At 40.3% G+C, this 25,056-nt stretch carries 10 protein-coding genes; 4 read left to right on the plus strand and 6 right to left on the minus strand.

Annotated elements, in window-relative coordinates:
• Positions 1 to 84 precede the first annotated feature (84 nt).
• Complete coding sequence (allB, locus tag A33S_RS0106745; protein WP_009384109.1) at positions 85 to 1,458, minus strand: allantoinase AllB; 1,374 nt, start codon at positions 1,456 to 1,458, stop codon at positions 85 to 87.
• Positions 1,455 to 2,834: a cytosine permease gene (locus A33S_RS0106750; protein WP_009384110.1), complete on the minus strand. Its 1,380-nt coding sequence runs from the start codon at positions 2,832 to 2,834 to the stop codon at positions 1,455 to 1,457. The genes allB and A33S_RS0106750 overlap by 4 nt, the downstream gene beginning before the upstream one ends.
• Before the next feature lie 315 nt (positions 2,835 to 3,149).
• On the opposite strand from A33S_RS0106750, the gene A33S_RS0106755 reads away from it, so the two are divergent.
• Together A33S_RS0106755 and A33S_RS0106760 are read left to right on the plus strand one after the other, a co-directional pair.
• Complete coding sequence (locus A33S_RS0106755) at positions 3,150 to 3,533, plus strand: aggregation-promoting factor C-terminal-like domain-containing protein (protein WP_009384111.1); 384 nt, start codon at positions 3,150 to 3,152, stop codon at positions 3,531 to 3,533.
• Positions 3,534 to 3,640: 107 nt separating this feature from the next.
• The gene (locus A33S_RS0106760; protein ID WP_009384112.1) at positions 3,641 to 3,991 is read left to right on the plus strand and encodes a hypothetical protein; all 351 of its coding nucleotides are present in this window, start codon (positions 3,641 to 3,643) and stop codon (positions 3,989 to 3,991) included.
• Between the two features lie 315 nt (positions 3,992 to 4,306).
• Here the strand turns inward: A33S_RS0106760 and A33S_RS0106765 are convergent, their stop codons facing one another.
• The 4 genes from A33S_RS0106765 to A33S_RS0106780 all read right to left on the minus strand — a co-directional run bounded on the left by A33S_RS0106765 (position 4,307) and on the right by A33S_RS0106780 (position 22,659).
• Complete coding sequence (locus A33S_RS0106765; protein ID WP_017176660.1) at positions 4,307 to 18,352, minus strand: Ig-like domain-containing protein; 14,046 nt, start codon at positions 18,350 to 18,352, stop codon at positions 4,307 to 4,309.
• Between the two features lie 277 nt (positions 18,353 to 18,629).
• Positions 18,630 to 19,535: an arginase gene (gene rocF, locus A33S_RS0106770; protein WP_009384692.1), complete on the minus strand. Its 906-nt coding sequence runs from the start codon at positions 19,533 to 19,535 to the stop codon at positions 18,630 to 18,632.
• Between the two features lie 358 nt (positions 19,536 to 19,893).
• Entirely contained in the window at positions 19,894 to 21,267 is a 1,374-nt protein-coding gene (locus A33S_RS0106775) for a YjiH family protein (RefSeq protein ID WP_009384694.1), read from the minus strand.
• Between the two features lie 261 nt (positions 21,268 to 21,528).
• Complete coding sequence (locus A33S_RS0106780; protein WP_017176661.1) at positions 21,529 to 22,659, minus strand: MFS transporter; 1,131 nt, start codon at positions 22,657 to 22,659, stop codon at positions 21,529 to 21,531.
• 108 nt (positions 22,660 to 22,767) lie between these two features.
• On the opposite strand from A33S_RS0106780, the gene A33S_RS0106785 reads away from it, so the two are divergent.
• Positions 22,768 to 23,595 (plus strand): LysR family transcriptional regulator, encoded by an 828-nt coding sequence (locus tag A33S_RS0106785; protein WP_009384698.1) that lies wholly within the window; start codon positions 22,768 to 22,770, stop codon positions 23,593 to 23,595.
• A gap of 197 nt (positions 23,596 to 23,792) precedes the next feature.
• Complete coding sequence (locus tag A33S_RS0106790) at positions 23,793 to 24,977, plus strand: S8 family peptidase (RefSeq protein WP_009384700.1); 1,185 nt, start codon at positions 23,793 to 23,795, stop codon at positions 24,975 to 24,977.
• The last annotated feature ends 79 nt before the right edge of the window (positions 24,978 to 25,056 follow it).

Consider the following 25,056-nt stretch of genomic DNA (forward strand, 5'->3'; position numbering starts at 1 on the left):
AGTTTTTCTTTAGAAATAAAAAAGAACTTAAGAATGAGCTGAGGCACTTGCCTCAACCGTCTTCCTAAGTTCTCCATTAAACCTTTAGGGCTTTTCAAATAAAAATGTACCAAGCTTACGTGACGCCACGCCGCCATCAATATCGTATACCGTCTCGCCTCTTAAAATGGTGCGAACGACACGAGCGCCTATGTGCATGCCGACGTATGGACTCATTGGATTACGGTATTCCAAATCGTCCTCGGATAAAGTGTAACCTTGGTTCGGATCAATCATCACAAAATCCGCATCCTTACCAACTTCGATAGTTCCTTTATCACTCAGATTAAATTTAGCAGCAGGGTGCTTCGCGATCACTTCTTGAAAGCGTACCAACGACATGCCACGTTTATTGACCGCTTCATCAAAGAGTATATCAACATCATTTTGCAGACCACTAATGCCGCCCCATGCCTTAAATGCATTGTCCGTATCCTTAAGATCAGGTGTACATGGTGAATGGTCTGACGTCACGAAGGAAATGTCCCCGTTAATTAAATCTTTGAAAAGCGCTTCACGTTGGTCGGCTTCACGAATCGGAGGTGCACTCTTCGCAACAGGTCCGAGCGCGTTCAACATGCTTTTAGCGAAGTATAAATAATGCGTACACGTTTCACACGTGATATCGACACCATCTCGACGCGCAGCAACGACCGCTTCAACGCCTTCATGACACGCAACATGCACGATGTGAACCGGGCACCCTGTCTCTTTCGCAAACAGGATCACTTTTCGTATCGCTTCTACCTCAGCAATAACTGGTCGTGAATCAACATAGTCGGTCATCGATGTTTTACCTTCATTTAAATAGCGTTCTTGCAACTTATCCGTAATAGCCGCATTCTCCGCATGAACAAGTAGCGTCTTACCCGTCGCTTTAACCTGCTTCATGCCCTCGTATAAACTATAGTCGTCCACATTCATAAAGTCACCCTCAATCGAAGGGTCGCCACATGTCGCTAAGAAGCATTTAAACCCAACAACGCCATCTTCATGTTGTTCCTGAATGCCACCATTTAAATTGTATGGCACAACGCCACCGTAACTCGCGACATCAACCGTCAATTTACCTTCACCTGATTTAAGTTTCGTCATAAACGATGCGTGGTCTGTTGTCGCAGGAATCTGATTTAGCGGCATCTCGATAAACGTTGTAACACCGCCTTTTGCGGCTGCTCTCGTACCAGTTTCATAGCCTTCCCATAAATCTCTGACGCCGCCACCTGGTTCACTAATATGGACGTGCGCATCTACCATGCCTGGTGACACAATCAAACCTTTAGCATCAATAATTCGTCCAAACTGCGCAATATCGTCTCCAATTTCAACGATTTTACCATTTTCTACATTAATATTCGTAACTTTAGCTTGATTCGGTAACAATACCGTTCCATTTATAATCGATAAACGATTCGTCATAGACTTGAGTCCTCCTTTTTCCTTTTGAAAAGACACATCGTATAAATCACTGAACTTACAACTAAACCTAACAAGAGTTGATAAGATTTTAAAGCTTCGAACAGCGGCACAAATCCTATTAAAGAACTGAATATACCAATAATAACAGAGGTAAGGGCTCGCTTTTCATAATGAGGCACGCGCTTATGAGTAGAAAGTCGCCCCTTTAAAAAACGTATAGTATCGATAACGAGAATACTGACGACAGGACCTAAGAACGCACCAATAATATTTAAAAACGTGAAGATACTTTGGCTATGTGCCATCATTTTCCAAGGCATAATGAGTAAGCAAACTAGGCTTGCCACGATTACGCCTGTACGATACGACAACTTATGCTTAGTGAGCGCTTTAAGTTGGTAAGCCGTTGGAATAATATTACTCGTAACATTCGTTGAAAGCGTCGTTAAAATGAGCACGCCTATTGCGAGATATTTGACGCTTTGATGATCCCAGGCTTGAATAATATCAATGAGTTGCCACTCGCTATGATTAAGGTAAACCGAACCACCAATTAGAATCGTTAAGCTCGCAAATGCGAACAACACGTGAGCCGTTAGAATACCTACAAATTGACCTATGATTTGGCCTTTTGATGAAGTGGCATGTTGGGTGAAGTCGGACACACTTGAAATCGGCGCAATCCAAACGCTCAACATCGCATTCAAAATGATGCATAAACTTACAAATAACGTTTGGTGATGTTCTAAGCCACTGTCGTAACGATAACTCATAATCGTATCGAAGCCACCTGAAGCTGAAAGTGCCCAAACACTCATACTTACAAACGTGATTAAGACGAGCACAGGAATCCACATCGTAATCTTATTTAACGCGCGTTCGCCACCGTAACCAACGCCGATATTGATAAGCCAGAATAGAAGAAATGCTATCCAAAGCGATCCATTCATACCTAAAAATGAAACGTCAGCGAGCGGTCGCATGATACTTGGCAGCATATCCTTAAGAATTAAGTTTAAGGCTTCAGCGCCTGCATAGATTTGAAGACCATACCACATGATGCTTACGATAATGCCACGTAATATCCCGGGAAATAATGCCCCCTTTTGACCAAAGGACATTTGAAGTTGTTGTGAAAAGTCGAGCTGCCTGTGACTCCCCATGATACCGTTAAGTGTTAAGAAACACGCGATGAATAGCGCACTTAACATAATAGAAATGAATATCATTAACGGTGAGATACCCAATGCGAGAAAGCCACCTACCATCGCGTAGTTAGGAATATTGTGTACCGCACCCATCCATATCGTAAAGTAATTAAATGGTGTCATTTTATGAGCATGATGATCGTGATTAAAATCTTTGAATCGTCGCATATGAGATCATCCCTTATATTAATATTCGAATTATTGTGATGTATTACTAGAAAATGACAACTAAAATTAAAATTATAAATTAAGTATACATTAATATAATGAGCTTTTAAACAAGAATGTCACAAAATTTTTTGTGCATGTATATTAAATATAACAATAATGTTTCATTTCATTAATCACTTTGAAATAAATGATATAACGTTTTTACCTTGGTGTAACCTATGAAAACTCTTCAGGTGTTATAGTTATCATTAACATCATAAATATGACCTCAATGAACAAAGAGATATAAAATTTCAAGGAGGACTTAGTACTATGAAAAAGTTATTATTTGCAACAACTGCAACAATCGGAATTCTAGCAACAGGTGTTACAGCGAATACCCAATTAGAAGCAGCTAAAACGCAATCAAACACAACTACACAACAACAAGGTGTAGATCAAACTAGTACAGTGCATGATCGCTTCATTAAAGCAGGCGGCACAGAAGCAATGTGGCAAAACATTGTACTGCCAGAATCTGGAGGCGACCCTAATGCAGTAAGTCCTCAAGGCTACAAAGGTTTAGGTCAAACTAAAGAAGCTTGGGGTACGGGAACAGTTGAAGAACAAACTAAAGGCATGATTAATTACGCTGAAGAACGCTATGGTTCAATCGATGCTGCTGTTCAATTCCGTATCGCTAATGGTTGGTGGTAAGCCAACCGTACCGTTCTAGGTACGTATTCTAAGAGGAAGGTTGTGATGTATGAAGCACTCATAACTTCCTCTTTATTTTGATTTATTTAAGAAAAGGAGTATAATTCATGACTAAATTTGCATGGCTCAGAATTGTATCTGTAACTTTTGCAAGCGTGGTTATACTTATGCTTTTTCGAACTTGTACGTTCCCATTTAATCATGGCGAAGTCTTTTTCCAGTTTGGCGATATCTATATTTTAGAGACAGTAATCGTTTTATCATTAATTCTTACGTATCTTTTTGAAAAAACATATGTTGCAAAACGTAAACTCTCGCAAAAGCAATATATTTACAGAGTATTGATGCTCATGTGCTTACTTATTATTTCAGTTGATGGTATCGCACATTTAAATGAGATTGTGGATGGGTTTACGAGAGGCTTTCAATCATTCAGATATAATCCATTTCTAGACTAAAAAGCACACCCTATTTAAAGAAAATAAGGTGTGCTTTTAGTATGCAAAATTTTATATATGCTTAAAAAAATTCCCTTAAACAGCATGCTCTCCTGTAAAGTACAACTCGAATTTCAAATTCGCTAGTTGTACTTACAAAGAAGCTAATGCTTCTTTGCTCGTTTAGGATCTAGCCCTGGCTTCCTTAGCTTGAAAATTTGCTTGCGCAAATTTCTTTGCCGGGGCCCCATCCCCTAGGAGTCAGCTGTTAAGGGAATTATTTAGTAATAAGTTATTTAGCCTTTAATCTAACCTTGTTTAAGACTTTCTATTAACTTATTTTTCTTCTTCTGTTTCTTCTTCTGTTTCTTCTTCGTCTTTGCGACGTCTGTAAGCTAGGATGAAGAATCCTAGTGCTGCAATCATCGTACCGCCGATTAATCCTGCTCTATTCAGATTAGAAATACCTGTTTCAGGTAGTGCTTCTAATGCTTCTTTTGCTTTCTCAGAAGCCGTGCTTCCTTTATCAGTTTGTTGCGCAGTTTCACGTGCCGTACTTTGATGTCCTTCACCTTGTTTAATGCTTGATTGATGCATATCAGAAGTAGAACCTCTTTCATTTGATGCTGTTACTAAGATTGTATCAGTTGGTTCTAAGTTCATATCCTCTGGAATTTGAGCGTGCCATTGACCATTTTCATCAGCTTTCGTAGTTGTTGTCGTCACATTAGGATACGTGATACGGATAACTTGTCCTGGTTCACTTGTACCTGTTACTTCACCTTTTTCAACATCGATAGGGTTTACTTGAGGTGGATTAACGACAGGTTGCGCTTCTTGATCCGTCACTGTTGATGTGACTGCCTTAGATGGATTGTGCGCTGTGTCAATTGATACTACTTTGATAGTATCTTGACCTTCAAGCTTAACATCACGAGGCACTTCAACTACCCATTCCCCGTTTTGGTCCACTGTTGTCGTTACTTCTTCACCGTTAGGTAAATTCACTTTGATCGTCGTATTAGGTTCGCCTGTTCCAGAAATTGTGTCATCTCCGATAAATACATCATCAACATGTGGTCTTGCCGGTTGTGTAAGGTCTGTTACTGTAACCTCTGCTTTATCAGATGTGTTATGCGCTTGATCAGTAGCTGTTACCACTAATGTTTCGTCACCAGTAAGTTCAATGTGTGGTGGTACTTGAACCTCAAAGCTACCATCTTGGTTCACTGTTGTTGAGCTTGTTGTTTCATCTGGAAAAGCCACCGTAATTGTTGAACCTGGTTCTGCATGTCCTGTAATAACCGCATCTGATTCATTAACCGGATTCACAGTTGGCTTTTCAGGAGGTGTAACATCTTTAACCGTTGTAGATGCTTCCTCAGAGTCATTACCGTCTTGGTCAGTTGCGTGAACATGAATGATTTCATTTCCAATTAACACAACATCTTCAGGTATTTTAACTTCATAATTACCGTCTTCATTTGCTGTCGTTGTAACCGTGCTACCATCCGGGAATGTCACTGTTACGGTTGAACCTGGTTCTGCTGTACCTACAACAGTTGTATCTTCGCTCGTTACTGGATTCACAGTCGGTACTGAAGGTGCTGTTGTATCGGTAACTGTTGTTGTCGCATTGTCTGATTGATTATTTCCTTTATCTGTAACTGAAACTTCTAATGTTTCGCCACCAGTTAGGTCAACATGTTCAGGAATTGGAATAACATAATTGCCGTTCTCATCTGTAGTCGTTGAACCTGTCGTACCATCTGGGAACACTACCGTCACTGTCGTACCTGGCTCTGCAGTACCTGTAACTTGAGTATCTTCACTTGTTACAGGATTAATTGTTGGTGCATCAGGTGCTGTCTTATCGACTACAGTTGTCGTAGCTGTTTCAGATTGATTACCATCTTTATCTGTTGCTGTAACGCTGATTGTTTCGCTACCTTCTAAGTCAGTGCCTTCAGGAATTTCAATGACGTAGTTTCCATTCTCATCAGTTGTCGTCGTGCTTGTAGTGCCGTCTGGGAATGTCACTGTAACTGTTGAGCCTGGCTCAGCTGTTCCTGTAATTTGTGAATCTTCACTTGTTATTGGATTAACTGTTGGCGTCTCAGGTGACGTTTTATCTGAAACGGTTACAGTTGTTGTTTCTGATTGATTGTTAGACGTATCAGTCGCTGTAACTGGTAGTGTTTCACCACCTGTTAAGTCAACAGTTGGTGGAATTTCAATGACATAGTTACCATTGTCGTCCGTAGTAGCTGTTCCTGTTGTGCCATCTGGGAACGTTACCGTAACTGTTGATCCTGGTTCAGCTGTACCCGTAATTTGAGTATCTTCACTATTTACTGGGTTAATTGTAGGTGCATTAGGTTCTGTTTGGTCTGTAACTGTAATAATGGCTTCATCTGAACTATTACCATTCTTATCAGTTGAAATGACCGGAAGCACTTCTCCACCTTCAAGGTCTTTTGCTGGTGGAATAGAGATGACATAGTGTCCTGTCTCATCAGTCTCTCCTGTAGCAATGCTGCCATCTGGGAATGTCACTGTTACGGTTGAGCCCGGTTCTGCTGTACCTGTGATTTGTGTATCTTCACTTGTTATAGGGTCAATTGTAGGAACGCTCGGCTTAGTCGTATCTGTAACTGTTGTCGTTGTTTCGTTAGACTCATTGCCTGAAGCGTCAGTAACTTTGACTGGTAACGTTTCGCCGCCAATAAGGTCAATACCTTCAGGAATAGATACTACGTAAGAACCGTCTTCATTAACGATGCTTGTAGAAGTACTACCATCAGGGAACGTCACTGTTACAGTGCTTCCTGGTTCGGCTGTACCTGTAATTTCAGTAGCATCACTTGTAACTGGGTCAACGATTGGTGCTTCAGGAGCAGTAGTATCAGATACTGTAACATTTGATTGTTCTGACGCATTACCGTCTTTATCTGTTGCTACAACTTCTAAATGCTCGTTGCCTACTAAATCAATTGTTTCAGGAATCGCAATTGTGTAATTGCCATCTTCGTCCGTAATTCCTGTTGAAATACTGCCGTCTGGGAACGTTACCGTTACTGTTGAGCCCGGTTCAGCTTCACCTGTAATCTCAGTACTTTCGCTTGTTACTGGATAAACAACTGGTGCATTTGGTGCTGTAGTGTCCGTAACTGTTGTAGCAGCTTCTTCTGACGTGTTTCCTGTTTGATCTGTAGCAGTTACTGGTAAAATTTCGCCACCTGTAAGGTCTACATTTGACGGAATGTCTACTACGTAGTTACCTTCTCCATCTGTAATCGCTGTTGATGTTGTACCGTCTGGGAATGTAACGGTTACTGTTGAACCTGGTTCCGCTGTTCCTGTGATTTGAATGTCGTCACTTGTTACTTCATTGATAGTAGGTACTATTGGTGCCGTTGTGTCTTGAACATTAATTGTAGCTTCATTAGACGTGTTATTGTCTTTGTCTGTTGCCTGTACAACTAATGTTTCATCACCCGTTAAGTCAACGTTTGATGGAATATCTACTACGTAGTTGCCATCTTCGTCTGCCGTGCCTGTTGATGTTGAACCATCTGGGAATGTTACCGTTACTGTTGATCCTGGTTCTGCTGTTCCTGTAACTTGTGCATCCTCACTCGTTACTGGGTTCACAGTTGGTACTGTTGGTGCTGTCGTGTCTGTTACTGTCGTTGTTGCTTGTTCGGATTCATTACCTTCTTTATCTGTTGATGTGATTGGTAATGTCTCACCACCTGTTAGGTCTACGTTTGATGGAATGTCTACGACGTAGTTACCGTTTTCATCAGCTGTACCTGTAGAAGTCGTGCCATCTGGGAATGTCACAGTTACCGTTGATCCTGGTTCTGCAGTACCTGTAACTTGAGTGTCTTCGCTTGTTACTCGGTTCACAGTTGGTACTGTTGGTGCTGTTGTATCCATTACTGTCGTTGTTGCTTGTTCGGATTCATTACCGTCTTTATCTGTTGATGTGATTGGTAATGTCTCGCCACCTGTTAGGTCTACGTTTGATGGAATTTCAACTACATAGTTACCATTTTCATCGGCTGTACCTGTTGAAGTCGTGCCGTCTGGGAACGTTACAGTTACCGTTGATCCTGGTTCTGCAGTACCTGTAACTTGCGTATCTTCACTAGTGACAGGATTTACAGTCGGTACTGTTGGTGCTGAGATATCTGTTACTGTTGTTGTCGCTTGTTCGGATTCATTGCCAGCTTCATCTGTAGCAGTGATAGGTAACGTTTCGCCACCTGTTAGGTCTACGTTTGATGGGATTTCTACTACATAGTTACCATTTTCATCGGCTATACCAGTTGACGTCATACCGTCTGGGAATGTCACCGTTACCGTTGATCCTGGTTCTGCAGTTCCTGTTACTGTAGTGTCCTCACTCGTTACCGGATTGATAATTGGCGCACTTGGTTGCGTCGTATCCTCAACTTCAACACTCCCATCATCAGAAACATTGCCTGATTGATCAGTCACATCTACAACTAAAACTTCATTGCCGATTAGATCGACTTCATTTGGTATAGCTACAACGTAATGACCATTTTCATCAGTTACGCCAGTCGATGTTGATCCATCTGGGAACGTTACCGTTACGGTGCTTCCTGGTTCTGCTGTTCCTGTTACTGTAGTGTCCTCACTTGTGACAGGATTTACAGTCGGCACTGTTGGTGCTGTTGTATCTGTTACCGTTGTTGTCGCTTGTTCGGATTCATTACCATCTTTATCTGTTGACGTAATTGGTAACGTTTCGCCACCTGTTAAGTCCACATTTGATGGGATCTCTATAACATAGTTACCGTTTTCATCCGTGATACCTGTTGAAGTCGTACCATCTGGGAACGTTACCGTTACATTGCTTCCTGGCTCTGCTGTACCTGTAACTTGAGTATCTTCACTCGTTACAGGATTTACAGTCGGTACAGAAGGCGCCGTAGTATCTGTAACCGTAGTCGTCATTTCAGTAGATTGATTACCAGCCTCATCTGTAGCCGTAACTGGGATTGTTTCGCCGCCTTCAAAATCAACAGTTGTTGGAATGTCAATAACATAATTACCATTCTCGTCTGCAATCGTTGTAGAAGTCGTACCATCTGGGAATGTTACTGTCACTGTTGAACCTGGCTCTGCTTGACCTGTAATCGTAGCATCTTCACTTGTTACTGGATTGATTGTTGGTGCACTTGGAGGTGTTACATCTTCTACAGTTGTCGATGATTCAGTTGAAGCATTACCTGTTTCATCCGTAGCATTCACAACAATATTTTCGCCGCCTACAAGTTCCACATTTTCAGGAATGGCAATCGTATAATTACCTTCAGGGTCAGCTAATCCAGTAGATACGCTGCCATCAGGGAATGTCACCGTCACTGTTGAACCTGGCTCAGCCGTTCCAGTCACAGTTGAATCTTCGCTTGTTACTGGATTAACAACAGGCGCTAATGGTGGTGTTGTATCCTCTACCGTTGTCACTGCTTCACCTGATTCATTACCATCTTTATCTGTTGTTGTTATTGGTAATGTTTCACCGCCTACTAAATCAACACTAGATGGAATGTGAATGACATATTGGCCACTTTCATCTGTAGTCGCAGTTGATGTCGTACCATCTGGGAACGTTACGGTTACCGTACTTCCTGGTTCCGCTGTACCTGTAATCGTAGCATCCTCACTCGTTACAGGATTAATTGATGGTGTTTCAGGTGCTGTCGTGTCAACTACTGTCGTACTAGCTTCTTGAGAAGCGTTACCTGAATCGTCTGTAGAAACAATTGGTAACGTTTCACCGCCTGTTAAATCTACACCTTCTGGAATCACAATTACATAGGCACCGTTTTCATCCGTGATACCTGTTGACGTTGTACCGTCTGGGAATGTAACCGTCACCGTGCTTCCTGGCTCGGCTTGACCTGTAATTGTTGTATCATCACTTGATACAGGGTTAATTGTAGGTGTAACTGGCGCTGTTGTATCCGTAACAGTCGTTGTCGTTTCATTTGAAGCATTACCTGAGTCATCTGTCGCAATGATTGGTAACACTTCGCCACCTACAAGATCTACACCTTCAGGAATTGTAATCGTGTAGTTACCTTCAGCATCTGTAATTGCTGAACCTGTCGTACCGTCTTCAAACATTACGGTTACCGTACTTCCTGGTTCCGCTGTACCTGTAATCGTAGTATCTTCGCTTGTTACAGGATTAATTGTAGGTGCGACTGGTGGTGTAACATCTTGTACAGTAGTTGTTGCTTGCGCTGACGTATTACCAGCTTTATCTTCAGTCGTTACGACAACTGGTTCATTGCCTGTTAAGTCTTGGTCAGTTGGAATTGCAACAACATAATTACCGTTTTCATCCGCAACGCCAGTTGAAGTAGAACCATCTGGGAATGTAACCGTTACTGTACTTCCTGGTTCTGCTTGACCAGTGATTGTCGTATCTTCACTTGTGACAGGATTTACAGTCGGTGCATCTGGTGCCGTCGCATCTGAAACTGTTGTTGTCGCTTGTTCAGATGTGTTGCCATCGTTATCTGTGGATGTGATTGGTAGTGTTTCACCACCTGTTAAGTCCACATTTGATGGGATATCTACAACGTAGTTACCATTTTCATCAACCGTACCTGTCGTTGTTGATCCATCTGGGAACGTTACCGTTACAGTACTTCCTGGTTCCGCTGTACCTGTGATTTGCGTATCTTCACTTGTGACAGGATTTACAGTTGGCACGTTTGGCGCTGTTGAATCCGTTACAGTAGTTGTAGTTTCCGTTGACGTATTATCAGATGCATCCGTCGCAGTTACAGTTAATGTTTCATCACCTGTTAAGTCGATGTTTTCAGGGATGTCTAATACGTAATCACCATTGTCATCAGCAGTCACAGTGCTCGTAGTTCCATTAGGAAAAGCAATTGTAACTGTCGTATTCGGTTCTGCAGTTCCTGATATTTGCGTATCCTCGCTCGTAACAGGATTTACTGTAGGTGCTAATGGTGGTGTTTGGTCTGCCACATCTGTTGATGCTTGTTCAGACGTATTACCATTCGAATCAGAAGCTGTTACATTTAAAGTCTCGCCTCCGATTAAATCCAATTGCTCAGGAATATCTACAACATAATGACCGTTCTCATCTGCAGTCGCTGTAGACGTAATGCCGTTAGGGAATTCAACTGTAACAGTTGAACCTGGCTCTGCTTGACCTGTTACAACAACATCCTCGCTTGTAACTGGGTTAACGACCGGTGCGTCTGGCGCTGTTACATCTTCTACTGTCGTAGATGACGCTTCAGATTGATTATTATTTTGATCCGTAGCTGTAATTGGAAGCACTTCGCCGCCTGTTAAATCTACACCTTCTGGAATCACAATCGTATAATCACCGTTCGCATCTACTATAGCAGTCGAAATACTGCCATCTGGGAATGTCACTGTAACCGTACTACCAGCTTCTGCAACACCTGTAATATATCCATCTTCACTTGTAACAGGATTAATTGTTGGTGCATTAGGTGCTGACGTATCTTCAACCGTAGTTGTTGCTTCACCTGATTCATTACCTGCTTTATCTGTCGCAGTTACCGGTAAAACTTCGCCACCTGTTAAATCAACACTTTCTGGAATACTAATCACAAATTGACCTTCGTCATTCGCTACCCCAGTTCCAGTTGTACCGTCTGGGAATGATACTGTAACGGTGGAACCTGGCTCTGCAATACCTGTAATATTCGTATCTTCACTTGTTACAGGGTTCACAACAGGTGTCTCTGGTGTTGTCGCGTCTGTAACAGTAGTTGTAACGTCACCTGACGCATTGCCCGCTTCATCTGTAGACGTAACTACAAGTACTTCGTCTCCAACTAAGTCAATTGTTTCTGGGATAGGCATTGTATAAGAACCATCTTCATTCACTGTCGTAGTTGACGATGAACCATCTGGGAACGTAATCGTAACTGTTGATCCAGGTTCACCTGTACCAATAATTTCTGAATCCTCACTTGTAATTGGGAATACAGTTGGTGTTGTAGGTGCCGTCATATCCGTTACGATAACTTCTGATGTTTGAGATTGATTACCTTGTCCATCTGTAGCTGTTACAGGTAACACTTCGCCACCGATTAAATCAACTGTGTTTGGAACGACGATTGTATAATTACCTTCAGCGTCCGCTATTGTTGATCCCGTTGTACCATCTTCAAATGTAACTGTAACTGTAGCACCCGGTTCCGCAATACCTGTAAGTACCGTATCTTCACTTGAGATAGGGTTCACTACTGGCGCTTCAGGAGGTGTCGTATCTTGAACAGTTGTAGTAGCTTCACTTGATGCATTACCTGATGCGTCAGTAGCCATTACTGGAAGTGTTTCGCCACCCACTAGGTCGATATTCTCAGGAATCGCAATTGTGTAATTACCTTCAGCATCTGTTAATCCAGTTGATACGCTGCCATCTGGGAACGTTACCGTTACACTCGAACCTGGTTCCGCATTACCAGTAATGAACGTATCATCACTTGTTACAGGTTGAATTGAAGGTACGCTTGGTGCTGTAACGTCTGAAACAGTCGTTGTCGTAACACCTGATTCATTACCAGCTTTATCTGTAGCACTTACTGGTAACACTTCACCACCAGTTAAATCGACTGTATCTGGTACTTCAATAATATATTGTCCTGTCTCATCTGCAATACCCGTACCAGTCACGCCATCAGGGAATGTAACCGTAACTGTACTTCCTGGCTCAGCTTGACCAGTAATCACAATGTCATTACTATCTACTGCGTCTACTACTGGCGCTTCAGGAGGTGTTACATCTGAAACTGTTACACTCGCTTCATTAGAAGTATTACCCGCTTCATCCGTAGACGTCACGACTAAGCTTTCGCCACCTACTAAATCTTGTGACTCTGGAATCGCAACTTCATAATGACCGGATTCATCTGTTACAACTGTGCTGATACTACCATCTGGGAACGTCACAGATACTGTACTATTAGGTTCTGCAGTACCTGTTAACGTTGTATCTTCACTTGAGATTGGGTTCACAGTTGGTGTGTCAGGATTCGTCGCATCAGAAACTGTAGTCGTCACAACGCCTGATTCATTACCTGCTTTGTCCGTGCTTGTAACCGGAAGCACTTCGTTACCTTGTAAATCAACACCTTCTGGAATCACGACTGTGTATGAACCATCTTCTGTCGTCGTAGCTGTAGACGTCGTACCGTTAGGGAACGTCACAGTTACAGTTGATCCTGGTTCTGCTTGTCCTGTAATAGTCGTATCTTCACTCGTTACAGGATTGACGACTGGTGTATCTGGTGCCGTTACATCTGTTACTTGAGCAGTTGATTGAGCTGAGTCATTACCAGCTTCGTCAGTTGAGATAACATTTATTGTTTCTCCCCCTGAAAAGTCCTGTGAGTCAGGTATCGCAATTACATAGTGTCCTGATTCATCTGTTAAGCCAGTAGACGTTGATCCATCTGGGAACGTTACCGTTACAGTTGATCCTGGTTCTGCTTGGCCTGTGATTGTTGTATCTTCACTTGTTACAGGGTCAACAACCGGTGCATCTGGAGCTGTTACATCCGATACAGTCGTTGATGTTGATGGTGACGTATTGCCAGCTTGGTCAGTAGCTGTAATCGGTAATGTTTCACCGCCTGTTAAATCGATATCAGCTGGAATTTCAATACTATAGTTACCTTCATTATCTGCGACATCAGTAGATGTTGAACCATCTGGGAAGTTTACAATGACAGTTGATCCTGGTTCTGCTTGACCAGTAATCGCTGTATCATCACTTGTCACTTGGTTCACTACTGGGGCTTTTGGTGCAGAAGTATCTTGAACTGTTGTAGAAGCTTCACCTGAAACATTACCTGCTTCATCTGTGGCTTTTACAGAAATATTCTCGCCACCGATTAAGTCTTGGCTTTCAGGAATCGCAACCACATAGTTACCATCTGCATCAGACACTGCCGTTGAAGTTGAACCATCTGGGAACGTTACCGTAACTGTTGAACCTGGTTCACTTGTACCAATAATTGTGGCATCTTCACTTGTTACAGGACCTACAGTTGGTGCTTCAGGCATTGTTGTATCAGTAACAGTCGTAGCCGTTTCTTCTGATTCATTACCTGCTTGGTCAGTAGACGTTGCAGAAATCGTTTCGCCACCCTGAAGGTTAACTGAATCAGGAATTTCACTTGTGTAATTACCATTTTCATCAGTTGAAACAGTCGTAATTGAACCATCAGGGTACGTAATTGTGACAGTACTATTTGGTTCAGCCATACCTGTTACTGACGTATCTTCACTTGTTACAGGATTAATAACAGGCGCACTTGGTGCTGTTACATCTGAAACTGTTACAGGATTTGAAGGTTGACCTGTATGATTATCTAAAGTCGCTGTAGACGTAATCACAGTACCAGCAGCTAAAGGTTCATTTAACTGAACAACACCTGATGTACCATCTTCAGGAATTACTGTTGTTCCAATAATTGAGCCATCACTTGCCTTAACAGTGACTGTTGAACCTGGGTGACCTTCAACAGTAATTGTTGTGTCTTGGTCATTTACAGGACTAATTTCAGTTTGTAATGCCGTTTCATAATTAATGATTTCAAACGTGTTAACTTCAGGATTCACATAGCTTGGAGACACAATTTGAACGTGATATTGACCTTCTGGTGATGACGGGATTGTAACATTGAAAGTTCCGTCCGCATTCACTGTAGATGTACCGATGACCTTTTGATTTTGATCAACAATGTTAACCGTTTGCGTCTCGTTAAGGTTAGGTGCTAACGGAACAGTACCTTTAACTACCGTGTCACCAACCGCCATGTTCGGTACTTCAGGAATACCAACTAATGGTGATGTTTGATAATTTTTAACTTCATCGCCATCGTTTTTACCATCATTATCCGTATCCGTCACACTTGGATTAGTATGAGTTACTTGTTTTTCGTACGAATCTAACAGACCATCTTGGTCAGCATCTTGTAAGAATAACGTTGAGTTACCGTACGTATTGTTAATAACGCCGCCATTTTTGTCTGCTAAATAACCACTGAAGTTGAAATCTTCTTTAATATCAGACGTACCAATAATCAAGTTACCATTTTCATCGTATTGGCCATCCTTCGTTAAAATGTTGTTGATGTCTTGATTTAATACAACAACCATACGAATACCTACAGACTCTGGTGTAGAGTTATTAAACTCGATTAATTTATTCATATCAGCATCTGTAATCGAACCTGTTCCATCCGCATTAAGTTTTAAGTCAGCAACTTTATTCGCTGGGTAATAATTCTGGTCAAAGCCTGTTACACCTTGGAAATCCAGTCTGTGTAACTTTACATGGTCGATATAAGGAATTAAATCTGGGTCAATCATGTAGTTATAAGAGAATTGCTTCGTACCAGTACCTGTATTCGCTGATACGTTATAGTCGAAGATACCATTTTTCATGATTGTTTGGTCAACGATAAAGCCACCATTGTTACCAATTGTATCTTCATATTTAACACTACCGTTACTTGCTTTAAATTGATTATTAAGTGTCGTACTTGTAGACGTCGGTAAGTTCGCAACGTAATTGTCTTTTGTTACAAAGTAACCTGACGTATCAGCCGTCTTAATAATCGTATTAGTTTCAGAGTCACGTACATAAATTCTGTAATCTAATTTATCTAACGTTACATCCGTACTATTCACGATATTGCCGACCGTGTCGTCTAAATAAATTTTACCGCCTGTTGCCGTATAAGGTTTCAGAATTTCAGCGCCACCAAATAAACCGTTATTCGCACGGATAAAGTTAACTTCCCACGTATCCGTTAAATTACCATCAGCATCTTTAAGACGTGTGAATTCACGTTGTTTATTCTGGTTAGCAGAGTTAACAGTAATGCGCGTAACGTGATCCGCAATAACAGGGTCTAATTGTAAATCGACTTTATAACGGTCACCTGAGTTAGAACCTGTCATGTAGTCGTGAATTTCAAATGGAATGGTATTACCCTTTAAAACTTGATCACTCGTTAATGGTTGCGGGTCAAACATAATTGTTTGGAACGTATAGTTCTCTGAGTATGGTAAGTCAGCTGTTGTAGTCGTTGTATTCGCATCAACTGCCGCAACACCTGCGTATGTCATTGTCGACATTGAGCGTACTGTCGTTTTCGGTAATTGATTTGATTCAATATCATCCGCTACTGTTTTTAATACCGCTTGATCAACGGCAGCTTGAATTTCTTCAGTTGAAGCAGTGTTTAGGTCAACTGATGGGTCGATGTTCGATTGAACTTCAGCCGCTTCAGCTTCATTTAAATTAGATGTTAAATAGTCATTTACCGCTTCTGTCTTAGAATCTGACGTTTCCAATGCTTCAGTAAGGTCAGCCTTGTTCGCATCAACTGTAGCTGGATCTACCGTGTTATCTGAAGTGCTCGCTTCGCTTGTCGCATCCGCTTCTTTAACAGTGTTCATTGATTCAACAACAGGCGCCGCTTCTGTTTGTGATTCTTCATTTGAAGCTACAGCATCCGTATTAACTGACGTTTCTTCAGTCTGAGGTGCTGATTCTGAAGTAATTGCGCTCGATTCCGTCACGTCTTCAGTAGATGGTGTTGTCGTTGCTTCCTCTTGAAAAGCACTATCGTTAGACGTTGGCGTTTCAGTTGTTTCAGTTTTTTCACTTGAAGCTGTTTGGTCTTCAGTTGAAGCTTGCGTGTCGGTACTTGTTTCTGAAGTCGTTGTTTCAGTAGACGCTTTATCTTCAACTTGAGACGTATCTTCTGATTGAGACGTTTCAGTAGTTGATGCAAGAGATTCAGTTGACGTTGTCTCTTCTACTTGTGTTGTATCTTCAGACTGGGTAGAGGCATCTGCTGATTCCTTAGAAGTCGTTTCTATTTTTTCACCCGTCGTTTGTGACGTTTCAGAAACCATTGAATCTGTTGAAGCTTTCTCATCAGTAGTTACGTTCGTAGCTTCTGATTGCGCCTTAACGTCTTCACTAGATGCTTGACTAGTTTCTGGTTCCTCACTTACAAGTTGTGCTTGAGGTGTCTCTTCAACTTGATATTCAGTTTCGTTAGTTGAAGAAGTGTCTGCATTTTCTGAATTTTGAGTTTGTTCACTTTGTTTAGAATCTGTAGTCATCGCTTCAGTCACTACTACTTCTGAAGTATCCTCAGTATCACGAGGCGATTCAGTAAACGTTGTCGCTTCAGTCTTATCTGAAGTAGTTGATGCTTCAGTTGTACTTTCTTGTGTTGGTTCAGTAGACGTTGAATCAGCCGTTTGAGCTTCATTAGTCTTATCAGATGTTTCTGATTGCGCTGTATCTGCTTCGTTTGTAGCTTGAGACGCTTCAGTTGTTTCAGGTGACTCACTCACTAATTGCGCTTGAGGTGTCTCTTCAACTTTAGAATCTGTTTCAGATTGAGGTTTTTCAGATGCTTCAGTTACACTTACGGTATTTGATTCTTGTGATTCAGTTTCAGTTGATGATGGACTTGTCGCTTCATCGCTAGTTTCAGTCGTTGATTCTTTAGATGCTTCATTAGTCGCATCAGTTGTCGATGTTTCTTCAGTTTGTGCTGGTTGTGTGATTTCTTCAGTGCTTGAAGGTTCTTCGCTTATAATCGTAGGTTCTGGTTCTATTGAAACGTCTTTAGATTCAGTTTCAGTTGAAGTAGTGTCGTCTTGATTAGTAGTATTTTGAGAAGTTGTAGATTGATCATCAGTAGTTGGTGGTGTAATTTCATTTTCAGTTGTAGAAGGTTCACTAGCTTTAGCTTCAGACTCTGTAGATGTCTCAGAAGTGCTATCACTAGATGTTGTTTCAGTAGGTTGTGTAATTTCTTCAGTTTGAGATGGTTCATCACTTACAATTTCTGTTTCAGGTTCAGTAGAACTTGGTGGCGTTGTTTCATCAGCCGCAACTGTTTCCTCGGCAGTTGTAGTTTCGGTTGCCGTCGCATCTGTAGTCGTATCGGCTTCAGCTGATTCTACTGCTTTATCAGGTGTCTCGATTGTCACACCTTCAAGTTCGATATTTGGATTGTCATTATTCTGAATAACTGTTTCAACTGGTGCTTCAGTAGGTGCGACAACTGGTGTTTCAGTACTTGTTTCTGGAGGTTTATCGCCATCTCCTACATCAGCTTTATTTTCCCCTTGCGACGTTAAAGGACTTTCTGCTGCTTCTGCTTGCTTATCAATACTAAATAGTAATGTAGCCCCTAGCATAATTGACGCAGTTCCCATAGAGAACTTACGTATAGAGTAATGGTTAACTTTCTTAGGTAAAACACGGTTCTTCTTACTTTTTTTCATTCTATCTCCCCTGACCCAAATAGATTTATTATTACTATACACTTATTTAAAAGATTCAATCATCGCTGTTTTTATTTGTTTGAATATTTAGAATTATACTAGTCTTAAACTTTTAGATAAAGCAATAAATTAGGTTAGGATTTTATTATAATTTACTAATACCAAATTTGTCTTTAACTAAATTTTTCAAAATACAAAAAGTCTACCTCATAAAGAGATAGACTTCATATATACCAAGCGTTAGCACATTATATATTTTTTAAGAAATATTGATATTTTACAGTAAAGTTTCACCAAAGAATGACCCTAAAAGCAACACTGCTTGTTCAGCCGTTCGGTTCTCATAATCAATAAGCGGATTTACTTCTACTAAATCCATTGAAGTAATTACGTCTGCTTCATGTAATAACTCTAATGCATAGTGACTTTCGCGATATGTAATACCGCCAGGAACTTTAGTACCTGTACCAGGTGTTTCAACTGGATCTAGCGCATCCACGTCTAAAGATAAGTGAATGCCATCTGTTTTGTCTTTTAAATAAGAAACACTTTCTTCAATCACAGCTTTGATACCCATCTTATCGATATCTTTCATCGTGTACGTGCGAACATTGTGTTTCTTAATATATTGTCGCTCACCATAATCAAGGTCACGCATACCAATTAACACAATGTTCTCAGGCTTCACTTTCGCACCATTGAAATTCACATTCGCAAGCCCTTCATCACCTTCACCTAGCAACATACGTAAAGGCATACCGTGCACATTACCACTCGGAGAATCTTCAGGTACGTTTAAATCACCGTGCGCATCATACCAAATGATGCCTAAATTTGAATAATGTTCCGCAACGCCTGAAATAGAGCCGATTGCGATCGAATGGTCTCCACCGAGAATGAGTGGAAACTTATCATTTTTAATTGTTTCAGAAACGGATGTCGCGAGCGCATTCGATACTGACAGAATTTCTTCATAGTTTTGAAGCCCTTCTTGTTGAGAATGAAACTTGTCTAAATCAAGAAATGGCATTTCAATATTACCTTTATCGACAACATCAAGTCCGATACGCTTTAAACGCGGTATCAAACCTGCATATCGTATCGCATCCGGTCCAAAGTTCACCCCTAATTTCTTCTGACCAAATGTCGATGGTGCACCAATGATTTCAATTTGTTTCGTCATTACATTTACCCCTTTGTCAAAATATTGAAATAATTCAGTTTATAACTTATCCCTTTGAAAAGACCTAAAATAAAGACCCAGAACACAATCGTTCCAGGTCAATAACTTTAGCTTTTATATAAGTAATCATACGCGTTTAATACAATTTCTTAACAGCTGACTCCTAGGGGAGTAGCGTGAGTCCGGAGACTACAGGCTCCGGCCACGCCCCAGGAAAGCATGCTATTATAAGAAATTGTATTCAATTTCTTAAACACTTAGACTACGACTTATATTTAAAAGAGATATCAACCTTACTATTATTTTCAAGGAATTAAATCAGAATATCAAGTTTAAATATAAAACATTACTTATTATATTAAAAAATTAAATGCGCAATGAGTACAATAATCGGTAATGTAATAATTGTACGAATTAAGAAAATCACAAATAATTTACCAATACTTACTGGTATCTTCGAACCTAAAATAACGCCACCAACTTCAGATAAGTAAATCAACTGGCTGACACTTAATGCGCCGATTACAAAGCGTGTTAAATCACTTGATACATCTTGGATGAGAATTGAAGGTAGGAACATATCCGCAAATCCAATAATCATTGCTTCAGAAGCATCTTTCGCTTCAGGCACTTGAAGTAAGTCTAAGATTGGTATGAAAGGCATACCTACAATTTGGAACACCGGCGTGTACGTTGAAATAATTGTAGCAAGCGTTCCGATAGCCATCACGACTGGTAAAATAACGAACCACATATCGATTACAGTTTTGAACCCTGAAATAAAGAATGATTTTAAATCAGGTGCCTTGATACCTTGTTCAACAGCTTGTTCATATCCATAACGTATCGGCGACATCCCTTTAGGTAATCGTTCTTGATTAGAAGTATTCTTTTCACCTGTAACATACGTATCCGACACTTTGTTTAAAGGCCAAATTCTCGGCATAATGAACGCTGCAACTAAACAAGATGCGATTACAGTTAAGTAGAATAAAAAGAATTTATCCATTAAACCTACCGTATCTGCGATTACAATCGCGAACGTTAACGATACAACACTGAATGTTGTTGCGATAACCGTCGCTTCACGTCTTGTGTAGAAACCTTGTTCATATTGTTTACTTGTGATGATAACCCCTACCGTACCATCACCGATAAACGAAGCTAAATTATCTACAGTTGAACGTCCTGGTAACGTAAACAACGGTCTCATGATTGGTCTAAATATTGGTCCTAATAGTTCAAGTAATCCGTATTCCATTAATAATGGTAGAAACAGGGCAGCAAAGAAGAATACTGCGACAAGTGTCGGTAATAAATCGTTAAACACAAGCGCACCTGTATCTCCTGAATACACCATTTTAGATCCGACTTTCAGATACGTCATCCATGCGAATACAACCGCAAGAATTCGGATAATTAACCACCCTGGATGTAATTTAAATGTACTTTCGATTAAGCTATCTGGTTTCACTTTGTGCTTCAATACCGTTGAGAAAAGTATTGATAAGATACCTGAAATCGTGATAATCGCTACGATCAAGATAGGCATCGCGTCCCCTAATAAATCCTTTAACTTTCCTGCTAAGAAGGCAACAGGTAAAGTCGTTTCAGTTTTACCTTCATCATTCGTCGTAGGTACTGGCACTAAGAATAGGATAATACCAATCAAAGACATTAATATAAACTTGAGACGTCCCTTATTTTTCTCTTTTTGTGTATAAGTTGTCATCATTCCACCTCAATTCTCTTAAATATTTGAGTTAGTCACTCATCTAGTGTTTTTATATTTATACATTCCTCATAATTATTACACATTTTACATCACTTGAAAAGCCCTTTTAATAAATCAATCATTTTAATTTAGAAATGATAAAACCTTTTAGTTTTACGTGTTTTCACTAACTTATTACCGCGCTAAAAGACTAAAATAGGCAATGACCTCGATCAAGAGATCATTGCTTACATTCATTTAATATGCATAAATATTAAATTAAGCCTTTCGAGAAAGGTATATTTGCATGGTTATCGTAAATAATAGTATGCATAATGCATAAATCGGTAAATAAGCAGCTTGATGGATGAAGTAGAGCATAACACCTCCTAATAAAGCTCCTAAAGCACTCCCTAAATAATTCATTGAATTGTTCAATGCGATAGCAGTCTTGTGATGCTTGATAGGCATTTTCAAGATGATGCTTTGTGGCGGGGCTTGAGATGCCCAACCTGCTAATCCCCATAAAAAGAAACTTACATATGCGATATATGGCCACAGTGGTACGACGATTAACAATGCTATGGAAATAAATAATATACCAATTACGAATACTTGAAGTCTTTTCACACGGGATGAACGATCGATTAAGTAACCTATCCCAAAGCTACCTATAAGACCACCGAGTCCCCATACCATCAAGAGTAGCTTCATGTGACCTTGCATCGAGTAAGATTGAGGTATTGAGGCTGAGTACGTGTATAACCCGAGACTCGCCATACCCATCGTTAACGTGACTGCTAGAACACATAGGACGGACGATGATTTTAAGACATTTAAATGGTCGAGTATCGAAGTCTGCGCATGACCCTCAAGCTTAGGAAAGAAACTGATACAAACTAAACTTACTAAAGCAATAAATGTTATTATCATGAAAGCGATGCGCCAATTAAAGACATCCGCGATCATCATACCAAATGGAACACCGAGCACCGTTCCGACACTCATGCCACCGATTAATGTCGCGACAACTTTACCTTTATGCTTAGCCTGAGCGAACTGACTTCCAGTGTGAATCGCTTCAGGTACGTACATACCTGCACCTATACCTGCCAAGCCACGACTTAATACGTAAACCCAAATTAAATTTGAAAAACTTGTCGAAATATTTGCTATGATGAACGTAATTAAAGCAATCATGAGTAACGTCTTATGACTCAATTTACTAAATATTGCCGCGCTTAATGGCGCCGAACACGCAAAACACAACGTGAATATGGTAACACCCTGCCCGATTAAACTTTCATTCACCTGAAACGATTGACTCATGCTTGGTATTAAACCTGCAATAATATACGCATCCATGCCGAGCGCAAACATACCTATTGCGAGCACAATAATCTTACGCATTCGAATTCCTCCTTAAATATGACTAGTTCCAACATAGCGTGTGGTACTTAACTAAGGAATATCGAATCGTTTAACGGGGGTTTAACTATTATTTAAGGAGTGATAAAAGTGGACATTGATGCGATACGTTCGTTTATAGATGTATCTCAAACTAATAGCCTGTCGAAGTCATCTTTAAGACTTAATATGACAACGCCAGCACTCAGTAAACGCATCAAACTCATTGAGGCACATTTCGATACCGTCTTATTTAACCGTTCATCTAAAGGAATATTTTTAAACGAGGATGGCAAACGCGTGCTTGAATCATTTCAAGTCATTCAACATGAACTAGATGAGCTACAACAGGCGCTCAAAACTGCATCGTGGTCACGCATTAGAATCGGCGTCCTACCAAGCTTCTCATTATATTATATGACGCAATTCTTAAATTTAGACCAGCTTCAACAACTTGATATCGCGATTGAGAATAATTCATTTACCCTCAAGGAAAAGCTCAACCAGGGGGCATACGACGCTATCGTGGGGGATTTAAGCCTTTTTGAAAAGGGACAATATGTACATGAAACACTTTACAAAGAACCTTTTACGCTCGTGCTTTCAAAGACACATCCTTTAAATAAAACTGCAATAAAAGATTTAAGTTCACTTAAAAATTATAACTTGTTATTACTTGAACCGCCGTGCGACACGTTTAATTATTTAAGCCATCATTTTAAAATGGATGCGACCAATATACATTATTATAGAAGCTTTGAATCAATGCTTACGAAGCTGATTACAAGTCACGCGATAAGTATCGTGCCTCATTCTTATACAAACACAACTTATCGAAACCTTTCATATTTAAAGTTAAATCATCATAAGCGTCATATCGGTATTGTAAGTTCGAACTTTGAAACTTTACGTCGTCTCAAACAAATTACACATGAGTAAATAACCTTTAAATTTATTTTATAACCATTTTTTAAAAATTAATTATTTTTGTAAAATAGTGATTTTTACACAGAATTAACAAAAACCCCTAAATATAAAGTTTATTATAAAATTAAATATTCGTATTGTTTCTTTTTCTAAAATAACCTATATTAATACATGTACCTTAAAAGATAGAATAGAAATGGGGTCTTTTAATGAAGAAAGTATTATTTGCGACAGTTGCAATGTTCGTAACGTTATTACTTGTTAGCACAAGTGCTTTTGCTAAAAGTAATGACAACAGCAAGAACGACAAAAAAGCATCTGATGAAACGTACATCGTGAAATTTGATGGACCAGCTGGCAATGGTTTATTAAAAGCTAACGGTCTTTCTAAAGAAGATATCAAACATAAGTTTGATTACGACAACGTGTATCAACTTAAATTATCTGACAAGAAAGCGAAACAACTTAAGAAACATCCTCACGTTGAATTCGTTGAAAAGAACAAAACTGCTAAAGTTGATCCTATGAAAGGTAAATCATCAGGTAGCGGTATGTCAGCTCAACGTATTCCTTACGGTTTACAAAACATCCACGCACCTCAAGTACATAATCAAGGTGTAACTGGTAAAGGCGTAGATGTAGCAGTTGTAGACTCTGGTGTAGACGCTAGTCACGAAGATTTAAATGTAGTTAATTCTTTCTCAGCATTTAACGGCGGCGCTAATGGCGACCCATCATACGACGGTGTAGGACACGGTACGCATGTTGCGGGTACAATCGCTGCTAAAGACAACGGCTATGGAGTTGTAGGTGTAGCACCAGATGCTAATATTCACTCAGCTAAAGTTTTAGATAGCCAAGGTTATGGTGACTACGTAACAATCGGTCGCGGTATCGAATGGGCTGTTCAAAACAACGTAGACGTTATCAACCTTTCATTATATGTAGGTCAAGATTCTCAATTCATCCGTGACGTAACCCGTTACGCTAACAATAACGGTATCGCAGTTATCGCTGCTTCAGGTAACTATGGTAACCCTCAAGGTACAGGCGATAACATCAAATTACCTGGTCGTTATGAACAAGTTATGTCAGTAGCGGCAAGTGACCGTAACAACTACCGTGCACCATTCTCATGTACAGGTCCAGCTAACGAAATCACAGCTCCTGGTGTAGACACATTATCTACTACACCTAACAACACTTATGGTGCTATGAGCGGTACTTCAATGGCTTCACCACACATCGCTGGTGTAGCAGCATTAATCGAACAAAAATATCCAAACGAAACAACTTACCAACACCGTGCACGCATGAACAAAACTGCAGAACCACTTGGTAACCCTTGGTGGTACGGTAATGGTTTAGTTCAAGCAGATAGAGCAGTAAGCTAATCGAGCTTAAATCAAGCAAGTATGGAACACTTTAGTTGCATACTTGCTTATTTTTTGACATACTTTTAACAAAAGGAGT

The sequence above is a fragment of the Staphylococcus massiliensis CCUG 55927 genome, from assembly GCF_000298075.1.
Classification (GTDB): Bacteria; Bacillota; Bacilli; order Staphylococcales; family Staphylococcaceae; genus Staphylococcus; species Staphylococcus massiliensis.

Coding starts and splice junctions, on each gene's coding strand:
- allB (WP_009384109.1), bottom strand. CDS start 1,458: ATGACGAATCGTTTATCGATTATAAATGGAACGGTATTGTTACCGAAT.
- A33S_RS0106750 (WP_009384110.1), bottom strand. CDS start 2,834: ATGCGACGATTCAAAGATTTTAATCACGATCATCATGCTCATAAAATG.
- A33S_RS0106755 (WP_009384111.1), top strand. CDS start 3,150: ATGAAAAAGTTATTATTTGCAACAACTGCAACAATCGGAATTCTAGCA.
- A33S_RS0106760 (WP_009384112.1), top strand. CDS start 3,641: ATGACTAAATTTGCATGGCTCAGAATTGTATCTGTAACTTTTGCAAGC.
- A33S_RS0106765 (WP_017176660.1), bottom strand. CDS start 18,352: ATGAAAAAAAGTAAGAAGAACCGTGTTTTACCTAAGAAAGTTAACCAT.
- rocF (WP_009384692.1), bottom strand. CDS start 19,535: ATGACGAAACAAATTGAAATCATTGGTGCACCATCGACATTTGGTCAG.
- A33S_RS0106775 (WP_009384694.1), bottom strand. CDS start 21,267: ATGACAACTTATACACAAAAAGAGAAAAATAAGGGACGTCTCAAGTTT.
- A33S_RS0106780 (WP_017176661.1), bottom strand. CDS start 22,659: ATGCGTAAGATTATTGTGCTCGCAATAGGTATGTTTGCGCTCGGCATG.
- A33S_RS0106790 (WP_009384700.1), top strand. CDS start 23,793: ATGAAGAAAGTATTATTTGCGACAGTTGCAATGTTCGTAACGTTATTA.